The sequence below is a fragment of the Brooklawnia cerclae genome (assembly GCF_011758645.1).
GTDB lineage: Bacteria > Actinomycetota > Actinomycetes > Propionibacteriales > Propionibacteriaceae > Brooklawnia > Brooklawnia cerclae.
Genome location: NZ_JAAMOZ010000001.1, coordinates 19094 through 33945, shown reverse-complemented (window position 1 = coordinate 33945; position 14852 = coordinate 19094). Strand labels below are relative to the sequence as shown.

The following is a 14852-nucleotide window of genomic DNA, read 5'->3' as shown; positions in this document are numbered from 1 at the left end:
AAGGACCAACAACGCTCGTTGAGCTTGTCGAAACGAGCACCGTCCCTTCGACAGGCTCAGGGACCGCGTTCACCCTCAGGGGCCGACACTCAACCGAGCGCGGCGCGGGCCTCGTCCGGCACGTTGGTGATGATCGCATCGATGCCCTGCGCCGCCAATCCCCGTACCTGCTCCGGATCGTCCACCGTCCACGCGTGGACGCGCACACCTGCCTCGTGGGCACGGGCGATGTCGTCGTCCCAGATCGACCCGCCGTACGGGTGCAGCGCCGCCGCTCCGAAGGACGCCGCGTAGGCCCAGGGCGCGACGAGCGGCTCCACGTAGAGGACGCCGAGAGGCGCGCTCGTCCCGAGCTCGCGGAGCGTCACGAGGCTGCGGTGGTTGAACGACGAGAACACGATCCGGTCCTCGAAACCGGCGGCGCGCACCTCGTCCAGCACCAGAGCCTCCATGCCCTCGTAGCGGACGACCGAGTTCTTCAACTCGATGTTCACCACCAGGCCGCTCGGCCCCAGCAGGTCGAGCACCTCCCGCAGGGTCGGGATCCGGGCGTCCGCGAAGCCCTCGAAGCCGTTGTCGAAGCGCAGTGCGCGCAACTGGGCGAAGGTCAGATCGGCGATGGCGCCGGTTCCGTCGCTCGTGCGGTCGACCGTCTCGTCGTGGCAGACCACCAGCACCCCGTCGGCGCTGCGCTGCACGTCGAGCTCGACCCCGTCGGCGCCCAGCTCCACCGCGAGCGAGAAAGCGGCGAGCGTGTTCTCGGGCGCGCGGCGTGAGGCCCCTCTGTGGGCCCAGATCCGGGGCGTCCCCGTCGGCCGGATGTCGTTCACAGTTCCCCTCCGAACCCGAGCACCGTGGTCAGCTCGGCCTTGATCGCCTCGAGGCGGGCCGCGGCGGCCTGCCTGGCCAGCGGTACCGTCTCGCGCGAGCCGGTCGGCTCGACGACCTCCAGGTAGCACTTGAGCTTGGGTTCGGTGCCCGACGGCCGTGCCACCACGCGATCGCCGCGCGCCGTCTCGATGCGGTAGCCCGGGGTCGGCGGCAGACCGAGGTAGCCATCAGCGAGGTCGAGGAACTCGACCACCTGCGAACCCGCGAGCTGCGTGGGCGGATCGGCCCCGAGCCGCTCCAGACCGCGGGCGATCAGTGACAGATCGCGGACGCGGAACGTCAGCGGGCTCGTCGCGTACACCCCGTGGGCGACCGCGAGGTCGTCCAGGATGTCGAGAAGGCTCTGCCCCCTGTGTTTGGCGTCGGCAGCGATCATGCAGGCGACCAGACCCGCGGTGACGCCATCCTTGTCTCGGACGACAAGGGGGTTCACGCAGTAGCCGATGGCCTCCTCGTACCCGTAGACCAGGCCGGGCACCCGTGCGATCCACTTGAAGCCGGTGAGCGTCTGCGCCGATCCCACCCCGTGTGCAGCCGCGATGCGTCCCAGCAGGGACGACGACACGATCGATCGCGCCAGTACCGCGTCCGGGTCGCCCGCATGCGCACGGGCGAGATAGTCACCGAGCACCGCGCCGATCTCGTCACCGGTGAGTTGCCGCCAACCGCCGTCGGCATCGGCGTCGGGCACCGCGAGCGAACAACGGTCCGCGTCCGGGTCGAGGGCGACGACGAGGTCCGCGTCCACGGATCGCGCGAGTTGTTTCGCGAGGTCGAGCGCCCCGGGCTCCTCAGGGTTCGGGAAGGCGACGGTCGGGAAATCGGGGTCGGGGGCGGCCTGCTCGGGCACGAGATGCAGGTCGTGCACCCCGGCCTCGGCCAGCACCCGGGAGGCCATCTTCGCCCCCACCCCGTGCATCGCGGTGAGGACGACCCGCAGTTCACCCATGCCTCGGGCCTCGAAGGGATGCAGGACGCCGAGCTGCGCCCGAAGGGCGGCCGCCGCGCCGGCATAGGCGTCCATGACCTCGTCGGTGAGCACCTGCCACCCGCCGTCCGCCACCGGGACGGTGTCGGGAGCTCCGGCGGCCTCGATGGCCGCCATGATGTGCCCGTCGATCGGGGGGACGATCTGCGCGCCGCGGGCGTCCGGGCCGGTCATGCGCCCACCGAGGTAGACCTTGTACCCGTTGTCGGCGGGCGGGTTGTGGGACGCGGTCACCATCACCCCGGCGTCGGCTCCCAGGTGGTTGACGGCGAAGCACAGCACCGGGGTCGGGGCGCGTTCGGGCAGCAGGCTCGCGCGTCCACCCGCCGCGACCACGACTCCCGCGGCGGCGCGCGCGAACTCGTCCGACCTGTGCCGTCCGTCGTAGCCGATGACGACGTGGAAGTCGTCGCCGACGTGCTCGCGGAGCACCGCCGCGAGCCCGGCGGTGGCCGTGGTGACCACGGCGGTGTTCATGCGGTGCATCCCCGCCCCGACCGCCCCGCGCAGCCCCGCGGTGCCGAAGACGAGCGGGCCGCTCATGCGATCGGCCAGGTCGGCCGCAGCCTCGGGATCGCCCGCACCGGCCAGGTCGACCAGGGCTTGGAGCTCGGTCCGATCGCGCGCGTCCGGGTCGTGGCCGATCCACTCGCGGGCTGCCTCGGCTGCGTCCATCGTGGTCTCCTCCGGTGACGGGGCGGTTGTCAGCGGCTGCTTTCGCTTCCCCGGGTGATGCTACCCGCGACGGACGCCGGCCTCAGCGCGAAGCACCCACCCCCGCGCTCCGGTCGGTCAGGTGCCCCTTCTTGATGTACAGGCGCCGCTCCGCCCGGGCCGCCACCGCGCTGTCGTGGGTGACGATGATGAGGGTCACGCCCTCGGTGCGCCACAGGCCCTCCAGCACGTCCATGATCTCGTCCCTGGTCTCCTCGTCGAGGTTGCCCGTCGGCTCGTCCCCGAGGACGACCTGGGGATTCTTGACCAGGGCCCGGGCGATGGCCACGCGCTGCTGCTGGCCGCCCGACAACTCGGAGGGCAGGTGCGAGGCGCGGTCGTCCAGGCTGACCCGTTCGAGGGCCGCCATCGCCCGCTGCTGGCTCTCCTCCCGCGTCACCCCGAGCGGGACGAGGGCCATCTCGACGTTCTCGACCGCCGTGAGCGTCGGGATCAGGTTGAAGCTCTGGAAGATGAACCCGATCCTGGTCGCGCGCACGTCCGCGAGTTGCCGGTCGTTGGCCTGCGAGATGACGGTGTCGCCCAGCGAGATCTCGCCGCCCGTGGGGCGATCGAGGGCGCCGAGCAGGTGGAGCAGGGTCGACTTGCCGCCGCCCGTGGGCCCCTGGATGGCGACCAGTTGGCCGTCCGGGATGCTCAGCGTGACCCCGTTGAGCGCGGCGACCACGCGGTTGCCCTGACGATAGGTGCGCTTGACGTCGCGCAGTTCATACATGGTGGAGCCTTTCGGTGTGCATGACGTGGGTGGTTCGGCCGCGATCGGTGCGCGGCATCAGGCGATCGATCGCAGAGCCTCGGCCGGACGCAGCCGGGAAGCACGCCAGCCGCCGACGGCACCGGCGATCAGGCCGCCCAGGACGGCCAGCGCGATCGCCAGGAGGATCACGGTCGGGTTGAGGGGCGCGGTGAGTGTCACGTCGCTGGCCGTTACCGCCGTGGTGGACATGCCACCTCCCATGCCGCCGCCGAACGCCCCGCCGGTCGGCATGCCGGTGGGCTGTGACCCGGCGTCCGCCTGGCCCGTCCCGCCGCTGGCCCCACTCGCGGAGAGCGTGATGCCGACCGCCGAGATGACCAGGCTCGCCACCGCACCGATGATGGTGCCGACCGCGGCCCCGATCAGGGACTGCGCGAGGGACTCACCCGCGACCTGGCGCACGACCCGGCCGTTGGACCAGCCGATGGCCTTGAGGGTGCCGAACTCGCGCGTCCGCCGGGTGACCCCCGAGATGGTGAGCAAGGCCGCGATGAGGATGGCCGCCGCCAGGACGATCACCGACAGCCAGGTGCCCAGGTTGGCGATCATGGACGACGCGGTGCCCAGTGAGCCGGTGATCGTCTCGGCCAGATCCGACTCGGTGTTGACGGTGGTGTCCGGCAGCGCGGTCTGCAGAGCGGCCTGCACGGTGTCGATCGCGGACGCCGAGGACGCCTGCACGTAGATGGTGCTGACCTGGCCGTCGAGGCCCGACAGGCTCTGCGCGACGTCGAGGGGGATGTACACGTTGGACGCGCTGTCGGAGCTCGTGGACGTGCTCGACACCACCCCGACGATCTCGAAGTCGGTGTCGGCGATGGTGATGGTGTCACCAACCGCCAGATCGGAGCTCGTGGCGTAGTTGCTGTCGAGCAGGGCGACGTAGGTCCCCGCGTCGGAGCTCTCCAGGCCGCGTCCGGACGACACCTCGATGGAGGCGAGCGGGCCGAGCGCCTCGGCCGAGGGATCGACGCCGAGCACGGAGAAGCTGTCGACGTCGAAGGCACTGCCACCGGCTCCGTTGAATCCGCCGCCCGGGCCACCACCGCTCGAACCAGGATCGGTGCCGCTGGTCGGGGCACTCGAGGCGTCCGAGCTGGAGGAGTCGGGCAGCTCACCGTTGAACGTCGTGTTGGTCAGGCTGAGCGTGGCGGACGCGGCCGCGACGCCGTCGATGGCCTGCGCGGTGTCGAGCGCGCTCGCATCGAACGTGCTGCCACCCATGCCCGTGCTGAGCCGGGACTGGCTGATGACGGTCGAGCCGTCCTGGGTCTCGCCCTCGTCCGCGCCGAACTCGAAGCGGCCGGGCCCCTGCCCCTCCTCGCCCTCGGTGGGGGCGGCTGCGGCTTGCGTGATGGTGATGTCGGTCCCGACTCCGTATACCGATTCGAGGGCGGTCGCCTGGGCGCTGCGCACCCCGGCGGCGAGACTGTTGACGACGATGACGAGCGCGATGGCCAGGGCCATCCCCACTGCCACGATGACGGTTTGTTTGCGGCGATTCGACAACTCGCGGCGTAGATAGGTCCAAAACACGCGCCAGACGCTAGGCACGGCGCATGTGGACGCGGTTTGTCGTGGCTGTGCGCCAGCTGTGAGTGGGCCAACAGTGGCTGAATCCCAGCCGACCACCGGCCGCACCCGCCGTCTCGGATCGCACTCCTCACTGGGATACCGGGCTGCCTGAACGGAGGCCGGATCACTCGCGCGGGCGCCGTGTTTTCGCGCGGGTGTCATACGGCCCGCGTGAGTTCACGGCGCCCGCGCGAAGAACACGCGGCCCGCCTGGACGGCGCGGGGTTCCGAAGTCCGGGGACGACGGCGCGCGAACGGCTGCCGGGCTTGTCAGCGGCGTGAGAGGAGAATCTCGCGTCATCCGGGGACGCGGCGATTGTTAAGCTTTCATCACGGGCCGTTCACGAATTGTTTGCCCGCTGAACCGGCATGTTACTGTCTGGCCGAAGCTTCGAGGAGCATTCACAAAAAGCCACGACAAGGAGGGAACCGTGGGTTCCAAGTCTCGATTCACCAGGTTCGCGGGTGCAGCCCTGCTCAGCGGGTTCGCGCTCGTAACCAGCGCCTGTGGAGCGCCGCCGGAAGACACCGCCGCCAGCTCAGCGTCGAGTGGCAGCGACAGTGCCGTCAAGGCATGCGTTGTGTCCGACGCCGGCGGCTTCACCGACAAGTCCTTCAACCAGTCCGCCAAGGCCGGCCTCGACCGGGCCGTGAGTGAGCTCGGCATCGAGTCGGCGACCGCGGAGTCGCACGGAGCGGCCGAGTACGCACCGAACATCAGCAACCTGGTCGCCCAGGACTGCACCATCATCTTCGGCGTCGGCTACACGATCAACGACGCCATCCGCGACGCCGCCCGCGCCAACCCCGACATCGACTTCGCGCTCATCGACTCGCGCATCACCGAGGACAACAACGTCATCGAGCTCGACAACGCCAAGCCTCTGGTGTTCAGCACCGCCGAGGCCGCCTACCTGGGCGGTTACCTCGCCGCGGGCATGACCCAGACCGGCAAGATCGGCACCTGGGGCGGCATGCAGATCCCGTCGGTGGCCATCTTCATGGACGGCCTGGCCGACGGCATCGCGCGCTACAACCAGGACAAGGGCACCAGCGTCGAGCTCCTCGGCTGGGACAAGGCGACCCAGAACGGCTCGTTCACCGGTGACTTCACCGACACCGCCAAGGGCAAGCAGCTGACGACGAACATGATCGCCCAGGGTGCCGACATCATCCACCCGGTCGCGGGCAACGCCGGCAACGGCGCCCTCGCCGCGGTCAGGGAGGCCGCCGGAACGTCGGTGATCTGGGTCGACTCCGACGGCTACGAGTCGACCTCCGACGGTGACATCATCATGACCTCGGTCATCAAGGAGATCGACCAGGCCGTGTACGACACCATCAAGGCGCACGCGGACGGCGACTTCTCCAGCGAGGCATACGTCGGCACCCTCGCCAACGGCGGGGTCGGGCTGGCCCCTTACCACGACTACGACTCGAAGGTCTCCGACGACCTGAAGGCCGAGATCGAGTCGCTCCAGAAGGAGATCGAGGACGGCACCACCACGGTCGAGACCACCAACCAGCCGTGACGATGTGACACGATTCGGGTGGGCCCCAGGCGGGGTCCACCCGAATCGCTGTTCTCAGCGAATCAGCCGATCGTAGTCGGGGGAACGGGAATGCTGCTCGAGCTCAAAGGCATCACCAAACGCTTCGGATCGCTGGTGGCCAACGACCGGATCGACCTGCGCGTCGAACCCGGCCGGATTCACGCGCTGCTCGGCGAGAACGGTGCCGGCAAGTCGACTCTCATGAACGTGCTGTACGGGTTGTATCAGCCGGACGAGGGCGAGATCGTCATCGACGGCACCGCGATGAGGTTCTCCGGGCCGGGCGACGCGGTCGCGGCCGGCATCGGCATGGTGCACCAGCACTTCATGCTGGTGCCCGTCTTCACCGTGGCCGAGTCGGTGGCGCTGGGATACGAGCCCACCGGATTCGCCGGCATCATCAACCGCGGGGTGGCACGCCGGAAGGTCGTCGACCTGTCGGAGAGGTTCGGCTTCGACATCGACCCCGATGCCCTGATCCAGGACCTGTCGGTCGGGGCCCAGCAGCGTGTCGAGATCATCAAGGCACTGTCCCGCGACGCCCGTACCCTCATCCTGGACGAGCCCACCGCCGTGCTCACCCCCCAGGAGACCGACGAACTCATGGCGATCATGCGCCAGCTGGCCGACTCCGGCACATCCATCGTCTTCATCACCCACAAGCTCCGCGAGGTGCGGGCGGTCGCGGACGCGATCACCGTCATCCGCCGGGGACGCGTCGTCGGGCAGGCATCGCCTTCCTCCACCGAGACCGAGCTGGCGTCCCTCATGGTCGGACGCGCCGTCAACCTCGACATCGAGAAGACCTCCCCGGTCGATCCGCCCGAGGTGTGCCGGCTGGACGACGTGACCGTCCTGGACGAGACGGGCCGCGCGGTCGTGGACCATGTCAGCTTCACCGTCGGCGCCGGTGAGGTGCTCGCGGTGGGCGGCGTCCAGGGCAACGGGCAGACCGAACTCGCCGAGGTGATCCTCGGTGACCGCACGCCCACGGTGGGCACGATCACGATCGGCGGCCTCGACGCGACCCATCGGTCGATCAAACAACGGCTGGACGCGGGCATGGGCTACGTGCCGGAGGACCGTCAGGCCGACGGGCTGATCGCCACCTTCAGCATCGCCGAGAACCTGGTTCTCGACGTCCACGACCGGCCCCCGTTCGCGAAGGGGGCCGCGCTGCAGCTGGGCGAGATCCACAACCATGCCGAGAAGCTCCGGGACGAGTTCGACGTGCGGGTCGGCGACATCGACGATCCGATCTCCACGCTGTCGGGGGGCAACGCGCAGAAGGCGATCCTCGCCCGGGAGCTGTCGCGCGACCTCGAACTGCTGGTCGCCTCCCAGCCGACCCGGGGTGTGGACGTGGGCTCGATCGAGTTCATCTATCAGCGGATGCTCGCCGAGCGGGAGTCGGGCACGGCGATCGTGCTCTTCTCCAGCGAGTTGGACGAGATCGACGCGCTGGCCGACCGGATCGTGATCATGTACCGGGGGCAGGTCGTCGGCACGGTTCCGCGCGGCACGCCACGCGACGTCCTCGGCCTGATGATGGCCGGGGTGCCCTACGAGGAGGCCGCGAAGGCCGGGCAGGCCGACGACGAGCCTCCGGAGCCACCGCTCCCGCCGGGGGACGACGTGTCCGGGAACGACGAGGCCGACGGCAGCGCGGCCCAGAACAGCCAGGGAGGTGCGCTGTGACCGACACGCCGCTCACCCACGAGGCCGAGAAGACCGGCGGGCGGGCGCCGAAGCCGTCGTCCGACCGCGAGGACTTCTCGGTCGTGCTGCGCGAGATCATGAGTTCGCAGGGCACCGTGATCGTCTCGGCCATCGTCCTCGCCCTGGTGATCGGGGCGCTGCTCGTCACCGCGTTCGACACCACGGTCGCGACGACGGCGGGCTACCTGTTCGCCCGGCCCGGCGACTTCTTCGACGCGGTCGGCACCGCGATCGGCAACTACTTCACCTCGCTGTTCCGTGGGGCCATTTTCGACTACCAGGCCACCACGGCCGTGGGCATGTTCCGCCCCATCACCGAGACGCTGACGAACTCGGTGCCGCTCATCCTCGCGGGCCTGGCCGTCGGGGTCGCGTTCCGTGGCGGGCTGTTCAACATCGGTGGCCAGGGCCAGATCATCATGGGGGCGATCGCGGCGAGCTGGGTGGGATTCGCCCTCGACATGCCGCCCGTCGTGCATCTGCTCGTCGCACTCGTCGCCGCCGCGATCGCCGGGTCGCTGTGGGGGCTGATCGTCGGCATCCTGAAGGCGCGGGTGAAATCGAACGAGGTCATCTGCACCATCATGCTGAACTTCGTCGCCGGCTTCCTCCTGCAGTTCCTGCTGAAACAGCCCTCCTTCATGGGCGTCGGCGGGTATGCCGGCAAGTCGATGAACGTGGACGCGTCCGCCGCCTATCCGCTCCTGCTCGGCTCGTCGTTCCGCCTGCACTGGGGCTTCGTCCTCGCGTTGGTCGTGGCGGTCGGTGTGTGGTGGTTGATGGAGCGCTCGACGCTCGGCTTCAAGATCCGTGCGGTGGGAGCCAACCCCAGCGCCGCGCACACCGCCGGGATCAACGTTCCGGTGGTCATCACGCTGATCATGGCGATCTCGGGCGCCCTGGCAGGGCTGGCCGGCACCGCGCCGGCGCTCGGCACCGAGAAGTTCCTCACCGCCGGTGTCGCCGCCAGCTACGGGTTCGACGCCATCACGGTGGCCCTTCTGGGCGGCTCGAAGCCGCGTGGCATCGTCGGGGCCGGCATCCTGTTCGGCGCGATGAACGCGGGCGGCTCGGTCATGCAGGCGGCCGCCCACATACCCGTCGACATCGTCCAGGTGTCGCAGGCGGTCATCGTCCTGCTCATCGCCGCACCACCGCTCGTCCGATGGCTCCTGCGCCTGCCGCAGCCGGGCGACCGGCATACCGCACGGGCCGCGGCGGCCCCGAAGGAGGCACAGGCATGAGCAGCACCACGGCCGTCGTCCGGCCCTCCGACGCCGGCTCGCCCCTGGCGACCGCACCCGGCGTGCTCGCGCCCGTGCAGTGGCGCTGGCCGATCACCGGCCTGGTGCTGACGCTGCTCACCGTCGCCATGGGCGCACGGGCAGCGGGCACCTCGGTGTTCGCGATGACGGGAGCCACCCCGTGGTTCACCTTCCCCGACATCGTGGTGCCCTCGCGGGGCTTCATCCTGGTGATGGCCCTGCTGGCGTTGATCGTGACGGCCGTCGTCACCTGGCTCGCCGTGCGCCGCAGGCCCGTCCCGTTCTGGGCGGTGGGTCTGGCCGCCACGTTCTTCGTCCTCGGATTCCTGGCCTGGGTCGTCGCCGGCACCGGCGCGACCATGCCGGTCGTCCGGCTGTTCGCCGGAGCGCTCGCCTTCGCGGTGCCGCTCGTCTTCGGCTCGCTGTCCGGCGTGGTGTGCGAGCGGTCCGGGATCATCAACATGGCGATCGAGGCGCAGATGCTGTTCGGTGCGTTCGCCGCGGCGGTGATCGGCTCCATCGTGGGGACGCCGTGGATCGCCCTGATCGCGGCGCCGGTCGCCGGGATCCTGGTGGCGCTGCTGCTCGCCGTCTTCACCATCACCTACCGCGTCAACCACATCATCGTCGGCGTGGTGCTCAACATGCTGGTGCTCGGGCTGACGTCGTTCCTGCTCGCCAGCGTCCTCACAGGGCCCGACCGGGCGCACTTCAACCAGGCCCTCAGCCTGCCCTCGATCCCGATCCCGGTGCTCTCGGGTATCCCCGTGATCGGGCCCGTGCTGTTCGACCAGAACATCCTCATCTACCTGATGTACGTGGTGGTGGTCGTCCTGGAGGTGATGCTCTTCCGGAGCCGCTGGGGCCTGCGGACGCGGGCCGCCGGCGAGCACCCGCGTGCCGCCGACACCGTGGGCATCAAGGTCAACGCGCTGCGCTGGCGCAACGTGCTGCTCGGCGGCGCGCTCGCCGGCATGGGCGGGGCGATGTTCACCGTCGGGCTCGGCCTGGCCTTCAGCAAGAACATGGTCGCCGGCAACGGCTACATCGCCCTGGCCGCCATGATCCTGGGCCGGTGGAATCCCCGCGGCGCCGTCGGGGCGGCCGCGTTCTTCGGGTTCGCCACCAACCTCGGCTACATCATCCAGACCCTGAACTCGCCTATCCCGACCGAGTTCGTCCTCATGATCCCCTACTTGGCAACGGTGTTCGCCGTCGCCGGATTCGTGAAGTCGGCCAAACCGCCGGCCGCGGAGGGGATCGCGTACCCGTGATCGTCCCGACCACCACCACCCACTCGCACTACCGAAAGGACCACTGACCGTGGCAACGCCGCACATCTCCGCCGAGCCGGGCGACTTCGCCCCCGCCGTCCTGCTCCCGGGCGACCCGAAGCGCGCCGAACGCATCGCCAAGCTCCTCATGCCGGACGCACGGCTCATCAGCGACGTACGCGGTGCGCTGGCCTTCACCGGCACGGTCGACGGCCAGCCGCTGTCGGTCATGGGATCGGGCATGGGAATGCCCTCGGCGACCCTGTACGCCACGGAGCTGTACAAGTTCTACGGGGTGGAACGGATCATCCGCGTCGGCACCTGCGGCGGCATCGCGCGCAAGGTTCAGGTGGGTGACGTCGTCATCGCCCTGGGCGCCCACACCGACTCCAACATGAACCAGCAGCGCCTGCCCGGGCTCAACTACAGCGCCGTCGCCAGCTACGACCTGGTCCGCGCCGCCGTCGACGCGGTCGAGGGCGACCAGCGGGTTCACGTCGGCATGATCACCTCGCACGACCACTTCTACTTCTCCAGCCACGACGAGACCTGGCTCCCCCTGCTCGACCAGTACGGCGTGCTCGGGGTCGAGATGGAGTCGGCCGGCATCTACGGTGCCGCCGCCGAATTCGGCAAGCAGGCCCTCACCGTGCTCACCTGTTCCGATCACCTGCTCGATGCGTCCCACAACATGAGCGCCGAGCAGCGCGAGACCAGTTTCCAAGGGGCACTGCGGCTCGCCGTGGCCGCTGCACACAGCTGAGGGGCACGCGAACACCGGCTCCCATGGTGGAACGCACCGAATCCACCCGCATGCGGGCATGGAAGAATCGAGGGGTGTTCATTCTCGTCGGAGTGACAGGCGGCGTCGCCGCGTACAAGTCCGTCCAGTTGGTGCGCTCGATCGTCCTCGAGGGGCACGACGTACACGTGCTTCCCACCGAAGCGGCCCTGAGGTTCATCGGCAAGCCCATCTGGGAGGCGATCAGCCGCAACCCCGTCACGACGTCGGTCTTCGAGGACGTCGCGAAGGTGCGCCACGTCTCGCTGGGTCATTCCGCTGACCTGGCAGTTGTGGCGCCGGCCACCGCCGACTTCATCGCGAGACTGTCCGCGGGGCTCGCCGACGATCTGTTGACCACCAGCCTGCTGGCGACCACCGCCCCGCTGGTGATCGCTCCGGCCATGCACACCTCCATGTGGCAGAACCCGGCCACGGTCCACAACATCGAGGTGCTGCGGCAGCGCGGCGTCCACATCGTCGGGCCGGACGACGGCGCACTCACCGGCGGGGACGCCGGCCCGGGACGCATGGTCGAGCCCGAGACCATCCACGCGTACGTGCGTGCCCTCCTGGCGCGTGGCACCGACCTGGCCGGGGTCCGCGCCGTCGTCACCGCGGGCGGCACCCGCGAGCCCATCGATCCCGTCCGGTACATAGGCAACCGCTCGAGTGGGCGCCAGGGTGTCGCCGTAGCGCTGGCCGCCGCCGACCGCGGGGCACAGGTGACTCTGCTCGCGGCCCACACCGACACCGAGGTGCTCACGAAGGCGACCGCACACCCCCGCGTCGCCGTCGTCCGGGTGAACACGGCATCCGAGTTGAGCGATGCGGTCGCCGCACACGAGGCCGACGCCGACGTCGTCGTGATGGCAGCCGCGGTGGCCGACTACCGAGTGGCGAACTCGTCCGACCACAAGCTCACCAAGGAGGAGACCGGCGACAGGATCACCCTCGATCTCGTCGCCACCGAGGACATCCTGGCGGGCCTGGTGGGACGCCGCCGCCCGGACCAGACGATCGTTGGTTTCGCAGCGGAGACCGAGACCGACCCCGATCTGCTGCTCGACCGGGCACGCCGCAAGCGGCAGCGCAAGGGAGTCGATCTGCTGGCGGTCAACGAGGTCGGCTGGCACAAGGGCTTCGAGTCCGACGACAACACGCTGGCGTTCATCGATCGCGACGACACGATGGTCGGCACCGTCACCGGGAGCAAGCGCGAGGCAGCCGATGCCTTGTGGGACGCCGTCCTCACGGTGCGTGGACGCGACTGACTCCCCCGCTCGCACCATCGACGAGCCCCGACGGCAGGCGACATCGATTCCCCGGATTTCACCGGTTCTAATTTGTAGAAATCAAAATAGACGTATGGTCGTGTCATGCACACGACCACAGCCGAACCATCGTGGACGGCTTTGCTCCACGACCACGGCCTGCGTGCAACAGGCCCTCGGCTAGCGGTTCTGCGATCGCTGTGGGAGCATCCGCACACCAGCGCCGACCAGATCGTCCAGGACGCCCGGCTCCGGCTGGAAAGGCTCAGCGCCCAGTCGGTGTACAACGTGCTGGCCGATCTGTCCCAGTGCCACCTGATCCGTCGGCTGGCGCTGCCCCAGGGCCCGGGCATCTTCGAGATCGATCTGCACGACAACCACCACCATGCCGTGTGCACCCGCTGCGGGCGCGTGGTGGACGTGGCCTGTGCCGTCGGCCACGCCCCATGCCTGACCCCGTCCGACGACCACGGCATCGCCATCGAAGTCGCCGATGTGCTGTACAGCGGCCTGTGCGACGACTGCCGACACGAAATCGCCACAACCAACCCCGAGGAGCAAACACCATGACCGAGAACCCGTCCCAGCCGGACCACTCGACCGGTTCAACGACCCAAGCAGGTATCCCGGCGGTCAGCGACCGCAACTCGCTCACCGTCGGACCAGACGGCCCGATCGTCCTGCACGACCACCACCTCATCGAGACCCTCGCGCACTTCAACCGCATGAACGTGCCGGAACGCCGCCCCCACGCCAAGGGCTCGGGCGCGTTCGGTGAGTTGGAGGTGACCGAGGACGTCTCGGCATACACCAAGGCCGCCGTGTTCCAGCCGGGGACGAAGACCCGCACACTGCTGCGCTTCTCCACGGTGGCCGGTGAACTGGGCTCGCCCGACACGTGGCGCGACGTCCGGGGTTTCGCGCTCAAGTTCTACACGACCGAGGGGAACTTCGATCTCGTCGGCAACAACACACCGGTCTTCTTCATCCGCGACCCCATGAAGTTCCCGCACTTCATCCGGTCGCAGAAACGCCTGCCCGACTCGGGCCTGCGCGACGCCACGATGCAGTGGGACTTCTGGACGCAGAACCCGGAGTCCGCCCACCAGGTCACCTATCTGATGGGCGACCGCGGCCTGCCGCGGACGTGGCGCGAGATGAACGGCTACGGCTCGCACACCTACATGTGGGTCAACGAGGCGGGCGAGAAGGTCTGGGTGAAGTACCACTTCGTCAGCAGGCTCGGCTTCCACACCATCGGCAACAGCGAGGCCGACCGGATCGCCGGAACCGACGCTGACTTCCATCGTCGTGACCTGTTCGACGCCATCGCCCGGGGCGAGTTCCCGCAGTGGGACCTCTACGTGCAGATCATCCCCTACGAGGACGCCAAGACCTACCGGTTCAACATCTTCGACCTGACGAAGACCGTCTCGCAGAAGGACTACCCGCGTATCAAGGTCGGCACGCTGACCCTGAACGAGAACCCGACGAACCACTTCGCGCAGATCGAGCAGGCGGCGTTCTCGCCGGCCAATCAGGTGCCGGGCGTCGGCCTCTCGCCCGACAAGATGCTGCTCGGCCGCACGTTCGCCTACGCGGACGCCCAGCGCTATCGCATCGGGACGAACTTCCAGCAGCTGCCGGTCAACAAGCCGGTCAACGAGGTGCACAGCTACAACTTCGACGGCAACATGACCTACGACCACCGGGGCGCAGCAAGCACCTATGCACCGAACTCGTTCGGTGACCCGTGGTCGGACGAGGTCGGCGCGATCGACACCTCGTGGGAGTCCGACGGCGACCTCGTCCGGCAGGCGGCCACGCTGCATTCCGAGGACGACGACTTCGGTCAAGCCGGCACGCTGTACCGCGAGGTGTTCGACGACGGCGCCCGCGAGCGGTTCGTGGAGACGCTCACCGGTCAGGGCAAGCAGATCGCCGATGACACGGTGCTGGAGAACTTCTTCGGCTACTGGACGCAGGTGGACGCCGACCTGGGTGCCAAGCTGCGCACGACTGTGAAGGGCTGACGCGGCT

Annotated in this window: 12 protein-coding genes; 8 read left to right on the top strand and 4 right to left on the bottom strand. The window is 69.0% G+C overall.

Going from position 1 to position 14852, the window contains the following annotated elements:
- Window positions 1–89 precede the first annotated feature (89 nt).
- From FB473_RS00170 to FB473_RS18335, 4 genes are all read right to left on the bottom strand, one after another.
- Entirely contained in the window at window positions 90–830 is a 741-nt protein-coding gene (locus FB473_RS00170; RefSeq protein WP_341769982.1) for a glycerophosphodiester phosphodiesterase, read from the bottom strand.
- Window positions 827–2554, bottom strand: a complete 1728-nt coding sequence (locus FB473_RS00165) for a phospho-sugar mutase (RefSeq protein ID WP_167163728.1) — start codon at window positions 2552–2554, stop codon at window positions 827–829. The genes FB473_RS00170 and FB473_RS00165 overlap by 4 nt, the downstream gene beginning before the upstream one ends.
- Before the next feature lie 82 nt (window positions 2555–2636).
- The gene (locus FB473_RS00160; RefSeq protein ID WP_167163726.1) at window positions 2637–3329 is read right to left on the bottom strand and encodes an ABC transporter ATP-binding protein; all 693 of its coding nucleotides are present in this window, start codon (window positions 3327–3329) and stop codon (window positions 2637–2639) included.
- Window positions 3330–3386: 57 nt separating this feature from the next.
- Window positions 3387–4907, bottom strand: coding sequence for an ABC transporter permease (locus tag FB473_RS18335; RefSeq protein WP_167163724.1), 1521 nt, complete (start codon window positions 4905–4907; stop codon window positions 3387–3389).
- A gap of 470 nt (window positions 4908–5377) precedes the next feature.
- Here FB473_RS18335 and FB473_RS00150 point away from each other — a divergent pair, with 470 nt between their 5' ends.
- The 8 genes from FB473_RS00150 (at window position 5378) to FB473_RS00115 (ending at window position 14845) form a co-directional block, all read left to right on the top strand.
- Window positions 5378–6478, top strand: coding sequence for a BMP family ABC transporter substrate-binding protein (locus tag FB473_RS00150; protein ID WP_167163722.1), 1101 nt, complete (start codon window positions 5378–5380; stop codon window positions 6476–6478).
- A gap of 90 nt (window positions 6479–6568) precedes the next feature.
- Window positions 6569–8197, top strand: coding sequence for an ABC transporter ATP-binding protein (locus tag FB473_RS00145; RefSeq protein ID WP_167163720.1), 1629 nt, complete (start codon window positions 6569–6571; stop codon window positions 8195–8197).
- The gene (locus FB473_RS00140; protein WP_341769981.1) at window positions 8194–9462 is read left to right on the top strand and encodes an ABC transporter permease; all 1269 of its coding nucleotides are present in this window, start codon (window positions 8194–8196) and stop codon (window positions 9460–9462) included. The genes FB473_RS00145 and FB473_RS00140 overlap by 4 nt, the downstream gene beginning before the upstream one ends.
- Entirely contained in the window at window positions 9459–10757 is a 1299-nt protein-coding gene (locus FB473_RS00135) for an ABC transporter permease (protein WP_167163718.1), read from the top strand. The genes FB473_RS00140 and FB473_RS00135 overlap by 4 nt, the downstream gene beginning before the upstream one ends.
- 49 nt (window positions 10758–10806) lie before the next feature.
- A complete protein-coding gene (deoD, locus tag FB473_RS00130; protein WP_167163716.1) occupies window positions 10807–11520 on the top strand; it encodes a purine-nucleoside phosphorylase in 714 nt (237 codons plus the stop codon).
- Between the two features lie 23 nt (window positions 11521–11543).
- Window positions 11544–12812, top strand: coding sequence for a bifunctional phosphopantothenoylcysteine decarboxylase/phosphopantothenate--cysteine ligase CoaBC (gene coaBC, locus FB473_RS00125; RefSeq protein WP_208390373.1), 1269 nt, complete (start codon window positions 11544–11546; stop codon window positions 12810–12812).
- A 105-nt stretch (window positions 12813–12917) separates the two neighbouring features.
- On the top strand, window positions 12918–13382 hold the full coding sequence (locus FB473_RS00120) for a Fur family transcriptional regulator (RefSeq protein ID WP_167163714.1): 465 nt from the start codon (window positions 12918–12920) through the stop codon (window positions 13380–13382).
- On the top strand, window positions 13379–14845 hold the full coding sequence (locus tag FB473_RS00115; protein WP_167163712.1) for a catalase: 1467 nt from the start codon (window positions 13379–13381) through the stop codon (window positions 14843–14845). Before FB473_RS00120 ends, FB473_RS00115 begins: the two co-directional genes overlap by 4 nt.
- Window positions 14846–14852: the final 7 nt, after the last annotated feature.

Coding starts and splice junctions, on each gene's coding strand:
- FB473_RS00165 (WP_167163728.1), bottom strand. CDS start 2,554: ATGGACGCAGCCGAGGCAGCCCGCGAGTGGATCGGCCACGACCCGGAC.
- FB473_RS00160 (WP_167163726.1), bottom strand. CDS start 3,329: ATGTATGAACTGCGCGACGTCAAGCGCACCTATCGTCAGGGCAACCGC.
- FB473_RS00145 (WP_167163720.1), top strand. CDS start 6,569: ATGCTGCTCGAGCTCAAAGGCATCACCAAACGCTTCGGATCGCTGGTG.
- FB473_RS00135 (WP_167163718.1), top strand. CDS start 9,459: ATGAGCAGCACCACGGCCGTCGTCCGGCCCTCCGACGCCGGCTCGCCC.
- coaBC (WP_208390373.1), top strand. CDS start 11,544: ATGGTGGAACGCACCGAATCCACCCGCATGCGGGCATGGAAGAATCGA.
- FB473_RS00120 (WP_167163714.1), top strand. CDS start 12,918: ATGCACACGACCACAGCCGAACCATCGTGGACGGCTTTGCTCCACGAC.
- FB473_RS00115 (WP_167163712.1), top strand. CDS start 13,379: ATGACCGAGAACCCGTCCCAGCCGGACCACTCGACCGGTTCAACGACC.